This is a genomic window from Streptomyces sp. NPDC050147, from assembly GCF_040660195.1.
GTDB lineage: Bacteria > Actinomycetota > Actinomycetes > Streptomycetales > Streptomycetaceae > Streptomyces.
In genome coordinates this window covers 13798-26571 of the sequence record NZ_JBFALJ010000010.1, presented here as the reverse complement: position 1 = coordinate 26571, position 12774 = coordinate 13798, and the positions used below count along the sequence as shown (strand labels likewise).

General features: G+C 67.2%; 13 protein-coding genes. 4 read left to right on the top strand and 9 right to left on the bottom strand.

Translation table 11 applies throughout. The features are described 5' to 3' along the window. Nucleotides 1–16: 16 nt before the first annotated feature. On the top strand, nucleotides 17–976 hold the full coding sequence (gene trxB, locus AB0I94_RS17250) for a thioredoxin-disulfide reductase (RefSeq protein WP_363310403.1): 960 nt from the start codon (nucleotides 17–19) through the stop codon (nucleotides 974–976). A 43-nt stretch (nucleotides 977–1019) separates the two neighbouring features. Beyond that, nucleotides 1020–1352 carry a thioredoxin gene (gene trxA / locus AB0I94_RS17245; RefSeq protein WP_135332065.1) on the top strand — a complete coding sequence of 111 codons (333 nt, stop codon included), beginning with the start codon at nucleotides 1020–1022 and terminating at the stop codon, nucleotides 1350–1352. Between the two features lie 107 nt (nucleotides 1353–1459). Here trxA and AB0I94_RS17240 read toward each other — a convergent pair whose 3' ends face one another. From AB0I94_RS17240 to rpmH, 9 genes are all read right to left on the bottom strand, one after another. Further along, complete coding sequence (locus tag AB0I94_RS17240) at nucleotides 1460–2077, bottom strand: GNAT family N-acetyltransferase (protein ID WP_363210329.1); 618 nt, start codon at nucleotides 2075–2077, stop codon at nucleotides 1460–1462. 306 nt (nucleotides 2078–2383) lie between these two features. Continuing rightward, nucleotides 2384–3496, bottom strand: a complete 1113-nt coding sequence (locus AB0I94_RS17235) for a ParB/RepB/Spo0J family partition protein (RefSeq protein ID WP_363310402.1) — start codon at nucleotides 3494–3496, stop codon at nucleotides 2384–2386. After that, a complete protein-coding gene (locus AB0I94_RS17230; RefSeq protein ID WP_363310401.1) occupies nucleotides 3493–4569 on the bottom strand; it encodes a ParA family protein in 1077 nt (358 codons plus the stop codon). Before AB0I94_RS17230 ends, AB0I94_RS17235 begins: the two co-directional genes overlap by 4 nt. 347 nt (nucleotides 4570–4916) lie before the next feature. Next, nucleotides 4917–5633, bottom strand: a complete 717-nt coding sequence (gene rsmG, locus AB0I94_RS17225; RefSeq protein WP_363310400.1) for a 16S rRNA (guanine(527)-N(7))-methyltransferase RsmG — start codon at nucleotides 5631–5633, stop codon at nucleotides 4917–4919. Between the two features lie 99 nt (nucleotides 5634–5732). Then, on the bottom strand, nucleotides 5733–6260 hold the full coding sequence (locus AB0I94_RS17220; protein WP_363310399.1) for a R3H domain-containing nucleic acid-binding protein: 528 nt from the start codon (nucleotides 6258–6260) through the stop codon (nucleotides 5733–5735). A gap of 14 nt (nucleotides 6261–6274) precedes the next feature. Then, nucleotides 6275–7573: a membrane protein insertase YidC gene (yidC, locus tag AB0I94_RS17215; RefSeq protein WP_363310398.1), complete on the bottom strand. Its 1299-nt coding sequence runs from the start codon at nucleotides 7571–7573 to the stop codon at nucleotides 6275–6277. Between the two features lie 3 nt (nucleotides 7574–7576). Then, nucleotides 7577–7936 carry a membrane protein insertion efficiency factor YidD gene (yidD, locus tag AB0I94_RS17210; protein WP_363310397.1) on the bottom strand — a complete coding sequence of 120 codons (360 nt, stop codon included), beginning with the start codon at nucleotides 7934–7936 and terminating at the stop codon, nucleotides 7577–7579. Then, on the bottom strand, nucleotides 7933–8304 hold the full coding sequence (gene rnpA / locus AB0I94_RS17205; RefSeq protein WP_363210336.1) for a ribonuclease P protein component: 372 nt from the start codon (nucleotides 8302–8304) through the stop codon (nucleotides 7933–7935). Before rnpA ends, yidD begins: the two co-directional genes overlap by 4 nt. Before the next feature lie 20 nt (nucleotides 8305–8324). Continuing rightward, entirely contained in the window at nucleotides 8325–8462 is a 138-nt protein-coding gene (rpmH, locus tag AB0I94_RS17200) for a 50S ribosomal protein L34 (RefSeq protein WP_100597229.1), read from the bottom strand. Nucleotides 8463–8829: 367 nt separating this feature from the next. On the opposite strand from rpmH, the gene dnaA reads away from it, so the two are divergent. Together dnaA and dnaN are read left to right on the top strand one after the other, a co-directional pair. Next, on the top strand, nucleotides 8830–10731 hold the full coding sequence (gene dnaA, locus AB0I94_RS17195; protein WP_363310396.1) for a chromosomal replication initiator protein DnaA: 1902 nt from the start codon (nucleotides 8830–8832) through the stop codon (nucleotides 10729–10731). Nucleotides 10732–11602: 871 nt separating this feature from the next. Further along, nucleotides 11603–12733: a DNA polymerase III subunit beta gene (gene dnaN / locus AB0I94_RS17190; protein ID WP_363310395.1), complete on the top strand. Its 1131-nt coding sequence runs from the start codon at nucleotides 11603–11605 to the stop codon at nucleotides 12731–12733. The last annotated feature ends 41 nt before the right edge of the window (nucleotides 12734–12774 follow it).

The window sequence follows — 12774 nt, the reverse complement described above, 5'->3', positions numbered from 1 at the left end:
GACGAGGAATCAAGCCGTGACCGACGTCCGTAACGTGATCATCATCGGCTCCGGGCCCGCCGGCTACACGGCGGCGCTCTACACCGCGCGAGCGTCGCTGAAGCCCCTGGTGTTCGAGGGCGCTGTCACCGCAGGCGGTGCGCTGATGAACACCACCGAGGTGGAGAACTTCCCCGGCTTCCAGGACGGCGTCATGGGCCCCGAGCTCATGGACAACATGCGAGCCCAGGCCGAGCGCTTCGGCGCCGAGCTGGTGCCGGACGACGTGATCGCCGTCGACCTGACCGGCGAGATCAAGACCGTGACGGACACGGCGGGCACCGTGCACCACGCCAGGACCGTCATCGTGACGACGGGTTCCCAGCACCGCAAGCTCGGCCTGCCGAACGAGGACGCGCTTTCCGGCCGTGGCGTCTCGTGGTGCGCGACCTGCGACGGCTTCTTCTTCAAGGACCAGGACATCGCTGTGATCGGCGGCGGTGACACCGCGATGGAGGAGGCCACCTTCCTCTCGCGCTTCGCCAAGTCCGTGACGATCGTGCACCGCCGCGACAGCCTGCGTGCGTCCAAGGCGATGCAGGAGCGCGCGTTGGCCGACCCGAAGATCAGCTTCATCTGGGACAGCGAGGTCGCCGAGATCAAGGGCGAGCAGAAGCTCTCCGGTCTGACGCTGCGCAACCTGAAGACGGGCGAGACCTCCGAGCTTCCCGTGACCGGCCTCTTCATCGCGATCGGCCACGACCCGCGCACGGAGCTCTTCAAGGGCCAGCTCACCCTGGATGACGAGGGCTACCTGAAGGTGGATGCCCCCTCGACCCGGACGAACGTGCCCGGCGTCTTCGCCGCCGGTGACGTCGTCGACCACACGTACCGCCAGGCGATCACGGCGGCCGGCACAGGCTGCTCCGCCGCCCTGGACTCCGAGCGGTTCCTCGCTGCCCTCGTGGACAGCGAGAAGGCCGCCGCCGCCGTCTGACACCCCACCCTCCCTACCGCACCACCGAGTTAAGGAGCCCGCCGTGGCCGGCACTCTGAAGAACGTGACCGACGCCTCCTTCGAGGAAGACGTCCTGAAGAACGACAAGCCCGTCCTGGTGGACTTCTGGGCCGCTTGGTGCGGACCGTGCCGCCAGATCGCGCCGTCCCTCGAGGCGATCGCGGCTGAGCACGGTGACAAGATCGAGATCGTCAAGCTCAACATTGACGAGAACCCGGGCATCGCGGCCAAGTACGGCGTCATGTCCATCCCGACCCTGAACGTGTACCAGGGCGGCGAGGTGGCCAAGACGATCGTCGGCGCCAAGCCGAAGGCGGCCCTGGAGCGCGACCTCGCGGACTTCATCGCCGAGTAACGAGCGCCGCTACAACAGGCGATGCGTTGTTTCACGTGAAACACGAATGGGCCAGCCCTCCGGGGCTGGCCCATTCGCATGACAAGGGTAGGCAGACCTGCCGAGCATCAGAGCGGCCGGAGCACAGGCTCCTTCTGCACCGCCCCCAGCAGTCGGTCGAGCGCCATCTCGACGTCTTCCTTCCAGGAGAGCGTCGTACGCAGCTCAAGCCGCAGCCGTGGATATGAGGGGTGCGGGCGGACCGTCTTGAAGCCCACCGCCAACAGATGATCGGCGGGCAGCACGCAGGCGGGCTTCTCCCACCGGGCATCCCCGAAAGCCTCGATGGCCTTGAACCCCCGCCGCAGCAGATCCTTCGCCACTGTCTGGACGATGACACGGCCGATGCCCTGCCCTTGATAACCCGGCATGATCCAAGCGGTCATCAGCTGCACGGCATCGGGGGACACCGGGCTCGTCGGGAAGGCGGTGGCACGAGGCACGTACGCCGGCGGGGCGTACAGCACGAAGCCCACGGGGAGATCATCGACGTAGACGACCCGACCGCAGGAGCCCCACTCCAGCAGGACGGCGGAGATCCACGCCTCTTTCTCGAGCTCCGGCGTACCGGCCTTTACCGCGGCCTGGCCGCTGACCGGGTCCAGCTCCCAGAAGACACACGTCCGGCAACGCTGGGGGAGGTCCGGAAGGTTGTCCAGCGTGAGCGGTACGAGCCGACGCCCCATGAAGGCTGTTCCTCACTTCCTTCGCCCGCCGCATCACGGGCGGCAGTCAGAGCGCTCCGTTCCTTCAGCAGGCTGCCGACGAATCCGCCGACGGCTCCCAGCCCAAGGCCCGCAGTCATCAGGCCGGTGCGGCTCACCGATCGCATGGCGCTCCCTCCGCAATGAGGTGCTGTCAGCTGGATGTGCCGTACCCACTCGCATCGTATCCACGATGCGATTGCACCGATACCGTAGGAAAGCAAAGAGCGAGCCGTGTTCCGGTACAGACCGGACACGGCTCGCTCTCGGCGGACTGACTGATGAGACTCAGGCCTCTTCGCCCTCGGACGTGTCGTCCTCGGCGGAGTCTTCGACGAGCCCGTTCTTGAGGACCGGCCCCTCACCCGGGGCGAGCGTCGCGAGGATGCGCTCCAGATCCTCCAGCGAGGCGAAATCGACGACGATCTTGCCCTTCTTCTGCCCCAGGTCCACTCTCACCCGGGTTTCGAACCGGTCGGAGAGACGAGTGGCAAGGCTGGTCAGCGACGGCGACACCCGAGCACCCGCACGCGGCCCCTTGGCCCGCGGAGTGCTCTGCGGCCGCGACCCCATGAGGGTCACGATCTCCTCGACGGCCCGCACCGACAGCCCCTCGGCCACGATCCGGTGCGCCAGGCGATCCTGCTCCTCCGAGTCCTCGACGGACAGCAGAGCACGAGCGTGGCCCGCGGAGAGCACTCCGGCAGCGACCCTGCGCTGAACCGCCGGCGACAGCTTCAGCAGCCGCAGCGTGTTCGAGACCTGCGGGCGGGAACGGCCGATCCGGTCCGCCAGCTGGTCGTGCGTGCAGTTGAAGTCCTTGAGGAGCTGGTCGTAGGCGGCAGCCTCTTCCAGCGGATTCAGCTGGGCACGGTGCAGGTTCTCAAGGAGCGCGTCCAGGAGGAGCTTCTCGTCGTCCGTGGCGCGGACGATCGACGGGATGCGCTCGAGTCCTGCCTCACGGCATGCCCGCCAGCGCCGCTCACCCATGATGAGCTCGTAGCGCGAGGCACCTACCTGTCGTACGACGACAGGCTGGAGAAGCCCGACCTCCTTGATGGAGGTAACCAGCTCGGCTAGCGCGTCCTCGTCGAAGACCTCACGCGGCTGCCTCGGGTTGGGCGTGATGAAGTCGAGAGGCAGCTCGGCGAAGTGCGCGCCGACCGGGCTCTCCTCGCTCTCCACCTCTCCGTTCAGCGGCTGCTCCGTTTCACGTGAAACGGGGCTCTGCGGGAGCGCCGCCACCTTCGCCGCCGCCACCCCCCGCTCTGCGGTGAGTACCGGTACGGCACTGGGCGATGCCGAAGCTCCGCCCATGGCCTGGGCGGTCGACTTCTCCGTCGGGGCCGCAGGGATCAGGGCGCCGAGGCCACGCCCCAGCCCTCTCCGTCGCTCGCTCACTGCATCCCCTCCGTCGTGCTGTGCTGATCATTCTGGGCGCCCATGCGGGCGTGCTGTACGTCGTAGCGAATGCCGACGCCGCGTAGCGCGATCTCCCGTGCCGCCTCGAAGTACGAGAGGGCACCGCTCGACCCCGGGTCGTAGGTGAGCACGGTCTGGCCGTAGCTCGGCGCCTCGGAGATGCGGACCGAGCGGGGAATGCTCGTCCGCAGGACCTCTTCGCCGAAGTGGGTGCGCACCTCGTCCGCCACCTGTGAGGCGAGCCGGGTGCGGCCGTCGTACATGGTGAGCAGGATCGTCGAGACGTGCAGATGAGGGTTGAGATGCCCTCGCACCAGGTCGACGTTGCGCAGGAGCTGTCCGAGGCCCTCCAGTGCGTAGTACTCGCACTGGATGGGGATCAGCACCTCCGCGCCGGCAACCAGGGCGTTGACCGTAAGCAGCCCGAGCGACGGCGGGCAGTCGATGAGGATGTAGTCCAGCGGCTGCTCGTACGCCTGGATCGCCCGCTGCAGTCGGCTCTCCCGTGCCACCAGCGACACCAGCTCGATCTCCGCACCGGCGAGATCGATGGTGGCCGGGGCGCAGAAGAGTCCTTCGACATCGGGGACCGGCTGCACAACTTCGGAGAGCGGCTTGCTGTCGATCAACACGTCGTAGATGGACGGCACTTCCGCGTGGTGGTCGATGCCCAGAGCCGTGGAGGCGTTGCCCTGCGGGTCGAGGTCGATGACCAGGACACGCGCGCCGTGCAGAGCGAGTGAAGCGGCGAGATTGACGGTTGTCGTCGTCTTACCCACTCCACCCTTCTGGTTGGCAACCACCATGATTCGGGTCTGCTCGGGTCGTGGCAGGCCCTCGCCTGCACGGCCCAGGGCTTCCACCGCCAGTTGGGCAGCACGACCGATAGGGGTGTCGTCCATCGGGGGCGGCGTTTCACGTGAAACATCCTCCCCCGCCGACTCGGTACGGGGACCGGGGACCGGATCGGTCATCGGTCCCGCGATGTTGGCGTCGGACCGCAAGGATTCACTCTCCTCGACTTCAGGCTCGCAATGAACAGAGCCTCCCATGCTTTGAGGGTCGTGAACCAGCGAGGCCCGGTCTTCTGTGGACGAATCCACCTCTGTGGACAACTCCGTTCCCTTATCGAGGGAACCGAGTGGCCGACGCTCGCGAGGTTCCGCAGCGCGGCCGCGACTGATGATGCCATGCAGCAGTGAGCGACGTTTCACGTGAAACACGATGCACGGCAGCCGGGGTGCCGCTTGCGCGACACCCCGGTATGCGTACGTTTGGCAGCTTTTGTGGAGTACGGCTCGTCGTCAGGACGGATCAATGGCGAGATGGCGAGGGCAGGACCACTTACCAGCGAGGCGAGGCGTGGACACGGAACACGCACCGGCGAGAGCTCGGCCCCTCAGCGGCGCCGTCGAGTCCGACCCGTACGCGCGGCCTTCGCGCGCTTGGCCGCGAAACGCACACCGCCCGGGCTCTCCCCGACCTCGACCCGTACGACCGTGGCCAGCGGGTCCACCACACCCTCGCCGACATGCAGCACCGAGGTGCTCACCGCGCCGAGCTTGCTCAGTGCGGCACCTGCGGCCTTGACCTCCTCCTCGGCCGTGTCGCCCTTGAGCAGAAGCATCTCCCCGTAGGGACGCAGGAGCGGCACTCCCCAGGCCGCGAGACGATCCAGCGGCGCCACGGCCCGCGCGGTCACCACGTGGACGGGAGGCAGCTTGCCAAGGACCTCCTCGGCGCGCCCCCGCACGACGGTCACATGGTCCAGGCCGAGCAGCTCGACCACTTCGGTGAGGAAGTTCGTCCGCCGCAGCAGCGGTTCAAGCAGCGTGATCTTCAAATCCGGGCGGACGAGAGCGAGCGGAATGCCCGGCAGCCCCGCCCCCGAGCCGACGTCGCACACCATCACGTTCTCGGGCACGACCTCCGAGAGGACCGCGCAGTTCAGCAGGTGCCGTTCCCACAGCCGAGGCACTTCGCGGGGGCCGATCAGACCGCGCTGCACTCCCGCGTCGGCCAGCAACTCCGCGTACCGGACCGCGTCCGAGAAGCGCTCACCGAATACCGCCCGAGCCTGCTCGGGCGCCGAGGGGAGCTCCGCTGCCTCCGTCACGGGGACCGTCCTTCCGTACCGCACTGGGGTGGCTGACTATCAGGCTGACAAAGACCGGCCCCGCCTGCGGACAGACGGGGCCGGGAAAACGATGTGCGATCAGGCAGGAAGCACGACGACGAAGCGCTGCGGCTCCTCGCCCTCGGACTCACTGCGCAGACCTGCGGCCTTGACCGCATCATGCACGACCTTGCGCTCGAAGGGCGTCATCGGCTTGAGGTTGACCGGCTCACCCGAGCTCTTCACCTCGGCCGCGGCCTTGGCACCCAGCTCGGAGAGCTCCTCGCGCTTCCTGGCACGGTAGCCCGCGATGTCCAGCATGAGGCGGCTGCGGTCGCCGGTCTCCCGGTGCACGGCGAGGCGCGTCAGCTCCTGGAGCGCCTCCAGGACCTCACCGTCACGGCCGACGAGCTTCTGCAGATCGCGGCTGTTCGAGTCGCTGATGATCGAGACAGCGGCGCGGTCGGCCTCGACGTCCATGTCGATGTCGCCGTCGAGATCGGCGATGTCCAGCAGACCCTCGAGGTAGTCCGCCGCGATCTCACCCTCCTGCTCAAGACGGGTGAGAGTGTCGCCGGCCTCGACCTCGGCCTCGACCTCGGCGGGGGCAGTGGTGCCTTCCGTCACGGGATGGACTCCTTCTACTTCTTGGACGGGTGCTTGGGGCGCTGCTGGCCCTTGCGCTGCCCGGACTTGGCTTGGCTGCGTGCGTTCCCTGACCCGGTCTTGCCGCCCGCGGCCTTGCCCTTGGGAGCGGCGTCCTCAGGCTCGTCCGGAGTCTTCTCCAGTGACGTCTTCGCTTCCGAAGCCGTCTCCGTGTCGCTCTCCGCCTTGCTCTGCATGGCGGCGGACTGACGCTGCGACTTGCTCTGGCGCTTGGGCTGCTGCCGCTTCGGGGCACCACCGCCGGTGGCGGGCGTGCCGTCCTCGGTCTCCGTGGCGACAGCGGAGTCGCTCAGCGCGACGGAGCCGTCGGCCTGGGCCACCAAGCCCGCCTTGCTCAGACCGTTGATGAACTTGCGCTCGAACTCGTTGCGGTCGCGGCCCTTGGCGACGATCGCCTTGATGACGTTCGCGTTGCCACGGCCCCGCACCTTCTTGGAGTGCGTGAGCTGCTTCTGCAGGCGCTCCAGGAACGCGGCCTGCGCCTTGGAGCCCGGAGTCGGGTTCCGGCGGATCACGAACATCTGCTGGCCCATGGTCCACACGTTGGTGGTCAGCCAGTAGACGAGAACACCGACGGGGAAGTTGATGCCGAACACGGCGAACATGATCGGGAAGACGTACATCAGCATCTTCTGCTGCTGCATGAACGGCGTCTTGACCGTCGTGTCCACGTTCTTCGTCATCAGCTGGCGCTGTGTGTAGAACTGCGAGAACGACATCAGGATGATCATGATCGCGGTCACGACGCGGACGTCGGTCAGCGAGGCATGCAGCGCCGCGACCTTCTCCTCGCTGTCCATGAACTTCGCGGCCAGCGGGGCGCCGAAGATGTGCGCCTTCTGCGCGCTCTCAAGCAGCGGCTTGTCGATGAAGCCGATGGTGTCGTTCGACGCGATGCTGGAGAGCACGTGGTACAGGGCGAAGAAGAACGGCGACTGCGCCAGGATGGGAAGGCACGAGGAGAGCGGGTTCGTACCCGACTCCTTGTACAGCTTCATCATCTCTTCGGACTGACGCTGCTTGTCGCTCTTGTAGCGTTCCTGGATCTTCTTCATCTCGGGCTGCAGCGTCTGCATCGCCCGGGTCGCCTTGATCTGCTTCACGAAAAGCGGGATCAGGCAGATACGGATCAAGATCACCAGGGACACGATGGACAAGCCCCAGGCCCAGCCCGTGTCAGGACCGAAGATGGCCCCGTACAGCGAGTGGAACTGGACGATGACCCAGGAAACGGGTGTCGTGATGAAGCTGAACAGACTGGCAATCGTGTCCACTAATCAGGCTCCTTGAGCATGGGACGGGGTCTCGGCGGCCGGGCTCCGGGTTTCCGGGGAGATCTCCTCGGAGGGCACGCCAGCGGCGGAGGGCCCGCCCTTGCGCTCGCGCCACATGGCGCGCAGCATCTCGTGCCACCGCGGACGCTTGCGCGGCGGGACATGGTCGACACCACCGAGCGACCACGGATTGCACCGCAGGATGCGCCAGGCCGTCAGCGCCGTTCCCTTGATCGCACCGTGCCGGTCGATGGCCAGGTAGCCGTAGCGAGAGCACGACGGGTAGTACTTGCACACCGGACCAAGCAACGGACTGATCGTCCACTGATACAGCTTGATCAGAGCCAGCAGTGGGTACTTCATCGAGCGCCCCCTCCCAGCAGCCGCTGAAGAGCGGCATCCAGGTCTTGGGCCAGCTGTGCATGGGCGGCGTCACCCGACCCGGGCAACGCTCGTACGACTACAAGGCTACCGGGGGGCAGCTGGCCCACCCGGTCGCGCATCAGATGGCGAAGCCTGCGCTTCACCGTATTGCGTACGACTGCTCCGCCGACGGCCTTGCTCACGACGAAACCCGCACGCGTCGGGGGAACGCTCTCCCCAGGCGCGTGCGGGTCCGTTGCACCGCTACGAAGATGGACGACGAGAAGCGGGCGTCCGGCCCGTCGTCCTCGGCGTACCGCGGTCGCGAAGTCTTCGCGCCGCCTCAGCCGATGCTCGGTAGGCAGCACGACGTCATGACCTAATACGTTTAGGCGGAAAGTTCGGCGCGACCCTTGCCACGACGGTTCGCGAGAATCGCGCGGCCGGCACGGGTGCGCATCCGCAGGCGGAAGCCGTGGGTCTTGGCGCGGCGGCGGTTGTTCGGCTGGAAGGTGCGCTTGCTCACTCGGGGGCTCCAGAAATGATTGTGTGGTGGCGGGACATCGCCTGGCTGTCACCGTGCGCCCACGAGAAGCTCGCGAATACGCACCGAGTGCACCGCTTCACAATCACAGATCGTGATCTTTGCCCATCGGAGGCAGGCGGCAGCAGCCATCGACAACTCGACCTGGTCACGGTACGCGGGGCTGCGCCATCCGGTCAAACCAGCCGTCAGGGAGAGACACTGTGCACAGCCTGTGGACAACAACTTGAACCGCAGCCGTTGCCCTGACTACCTTGGCCAAACTCCGATTCATTCCCTTCTCCCTGCCCATCCCGATTTCCGTCCCAAGAACCACACCTTCGTGGGACCCCGTGAGAGAGCGTGCCTTGTGGCTGACGTACCTGCCGATCTTGCCGCAGTGTGGCCACGAGTTCTGGAGCAGCTGCTGGGTGAGGGGCGGGGGCACGGAGTAGACGCGAAGGACGAGCGCTGGATCAAGCGCTGCCAGCCGCTCGCGCTGGTCGCCGACACCGCCTTGCTCGCCGTGCCGAACGAATTCGCCAAGGGCGTGCTCGAAGGCCGGCTCGCCCCCATCGTCAGCGAGTCGCTGAGCCGCGAGTGCGGCCGTCCCATCCGCATCGCCATCACGGTGGACGACTCGGTCGGCGACCCCATGGACCGGCCCGCCCCGCCGGCACCGCCGCACCAGCAGCAGCCCGGCCAGCAACAGCAGCAACGCTATGAGGAGCCGGAGCAGCACCCGGGCCCCAACCAGGGACACGAGTCCTACGACGGTTACGGCCGCCGCACCTCGGACGAGCACTCCCCGGGTCGCGGTCCCGACCAGCTTCCGACCGCCCGCCCGGCGTACCCCGACTATCAGCGCCCCGCGCCCGGCGCCTGGCCGCAGCAGCAGCCCCAGCAGCAGGACGACTACGGCTGGCAGCAGCCGCGGCTCGGCTTCCCCGAGCGGGATCCGTACGCGAGCCCCCAGCAGCAGCCCCAGCACGACTACCGGTCGCAGCCGCCGCAGGGGCACTCCCCGTACGAACAGCACCGCCAGGAACGCCAGGACCGTCAGGATCAGCAGGACCGCCACGACCGTCACGACAGACGTGATCGTCACGAGCAGTCCTCGGGCCCCGGAGGTCACGACCCCAGGGGCGGCGGCCACGGCAACGGCCACGGTGTCCACGGCAGCGGCAACCCCGGCCCGCTGGCCGCTCAGCCGGCCCCGGCGTCAGCGCCCGGCGAGCCCACCGCGCGCCTCAACCCGAAGTACCTCTTCGACACCTTCGTGATCGGCGCTTCGAACCGCTTCGCGCACGCGGCGGCGGTCGCCGTGGCCGAGGCTCCCGCCAAGGCCTACAACCCCCTCTTCATCTATGGGGAGTCCGGGCTGGGCAAAACGCACCTTCTGCACGCCATCGGGCACTACGCCCGCAGCCTCTACCCCGGCACGCGCGTGCGTTACGTGAGCTCGGAGGAGTTCACGAACGAGTTCATCAACTCCATCCGCGACGGCAAGGGCGACACCTTCCGCAAGCGGTACCGCGAGATGGACATCCTGCTCGTCGACGACATCCAGTTCCTCGCGAGCAAGGAGTCGACGCAGGAGGAGTTCTTCCACACCTTCAACACGCTCCACAACGCGAACAAGCAGATCGTGCTCTCCAGTGACCGGCCGCCCAAGCAGCTGGTGACGCTGGAGGACCGGCTGCGCAACCGCTTCGAGTGGGGACTGATCACCGACGTCCAGCCGCCCGAGCTGGAGACGCGTATCGCCATCCTCCGTAAGAAGGCGGTGCAGGAGCAGCTCAACGCCCCGCCCGAGGTCCTGGAGTTCATCGCGTCCCGCATCTCACGCAACATCCGTGAGCTCGAGGGCGCGCTGATCCGGGTCACGGCCTTCGCCTCGCTCAATCGGCAGCCGGTGGACCTGGGTCTGACGGAGATCGTCCTGAAGGACCTGATCCCGGGCGGCGAGGACGCGGCTCCGGAGATCACGGCGACGGCCATCATGGCGGCGACCGCGGACTACTTCGGGCTGACCGTGGACGACCTCTGCGGATCCTCGCGCAGCCGCGTCCTGGTGACGGCGCGCCAGATCGCGATGTACCTCTGCCGCGAACTGACGGACCTCTCCCTGCCCAAGATCGGTGCGCAGTTCGGCGGCCGCGACCACACGACCGTCATGCACGCGGACCGCAAGATCCGTGCGTTGATGGCCGAGCGGCGCTCTATCTACAACCAGGTCACCGAGCTCACCAACCGCATCAAGAACGGCTGACAGACACCGAGAAACACCTCTGAAGGGCGCCCCGGGACAACTTCCGGGGCGCCCTTTGCCGTTGTGCACGCGCGCGTGGAGCCCGATCCGAACCCGATCCGGACCTCACCAGGACCTCACCCGGACCCCATCCGAGCCCGATCACCCACCTCCGCTGTTCGATTTCCCCAGCTGAGAGGCGTGTTCTCCACAGATCTGCGTACTTTTTCCCTTCCACACCCTGGGGACCGCGAAGTTGTCCAGATGATGTCCACAGGGGACCCTGCTGAAGGATCATCAAGCCAGGTCAGGTGGTTGTGGATTGGTGGACGACGGCCCTCCACAGGCTGTGGAGGAAAATCTCGTCCACAGGGTGTGCACGAACTTGTCCACCGGCAACCCACAGGCTCGGGCCGGTTGTCCCCAGCTTTCCCCAGCTTCTCCACACGCCTGTCCACTGTTCGGCAACGCAACGCGCCCCGTCACCGTGCCGAGTGAAAGGCGTCACACCAAGGTGGTCGGTTGGCCTGTGGGGAAGGTGGGTAAAGCTGGGGACAGTGCTGGGGAGAAGTACCCCCTGCCTGTGTATCGGGTGTGCAGAACTTTCGCCCGTCCACAGAAACCACCGGTTGTCCACCGGTCCCGCCCACAGGCGCGGTGGATAAAAAACCGGCTCTGACCTGCGCATACACCGTTATCCACGGTTTCCACAGGCCCTACTACTACTGCCCCCTAGAGTCACCGGGGAATTGGCTTCGAAGAGGGGCCTGTGCACAACTCGCGCTCCGAGGCTCCGGCGCCCCTCGTCACGACTTGACCCCGACGGGCACCCACTGTCAGTGCTGTGCGTCAGACTGGTCCCCAGTGCCAGCAACAGCAGGAGGGCGGCTAAGTGAAGATCCGGGTGGAACGCGACGTACTCGCAGAGGCGGTGGCGTGGGCGGCGCGCAGTCTCCCGGCCCGGCCACCGGCGCCTGTCCTCGCGGGGCTGCTGCTGAAGGCCGAGGAAGGCGCACTGAGCCTCTCCAGCTTCGACTACGAGGTCTCGGCGCGTGTCTCCGTGGACGCCGAGATCGACGACGAGGGCACGGTCCTCGTCTCCGGCCGGCTGCTCGCCGACATCTGCCGCGCCCTTCCCAACCGCCCGGTGGAGATCTCCACAGACGGTGTGCGGGCGACGGTGGTCTGCGGCTCCTCGCGATTCACACTCCACACGCTTCCTGTGGAGGAGTACCCCGCGCTGCCGCAGATGCCCACCGCGACCGGCACGGTCCCCGGTGAGGTCTTCGCCTCGGCCGCCGCCCAGGTGGCCATCGCCGCGGGCCGCGACGACACGCTGCCCGTCCTGACCGGCGTACGCATCGAGATCGAGGGCGACACGGTCACGCTGGCCTCCACCGACCGCTACCGCTTCGCGGTCCGCGAGTTCCTGTGGAAGCCGGAGGACCCCGAAGCGTCCGCGGTCGCCCTGGTGCCCGCCAAGACGCTCCTGGACACCGCCAAGGCGCTCACGAGCGGCGACACGGTCACCCTGGCGCTGTCCGGCTCCGGTGCCGGTGAGGGTCTGATCGGTTTCGAGGGCGCGGGACGGCGTACGACCACGCGGCTCCTCGAGGGCGACCTGCCGAAGTACAAGACGCTCTTCCCCACGGAGTTCAACTCGATCGCGGTCATCGAGACCGCCCCGTTCGTCGAGGCCGTCAAGCGCGTGGCCCTGGTGGCCGAGCGGAACACCCCGGTGCGGCTCAGCTTCGAGCAGGGCGTGCTGATCCTGGAGGCCGGTTCCAGCGACGACGCACAGGCTGTGGAAAGGGTCGACGCCCAGCTCGAGGGCGACGACGTCTCGATCGCCTTCAACCCGACGTTCCTGCTCGACGGACTGAGCGCGATCGACTCCCCGGTCGCCCAGCTGTCGTTCACGACGTCGACGAAGCCCGCGCTCCTGAGCGGCAGGCCGGCCGTGGACGCGGAGGCCGACGAGGCCTACAAGTACCTGATCATGCCCGTACGTCTGAGCGGCTGAGCCCACAGGTGTGAGCGGGCGTCCGGGCGTAGGCTCGGATG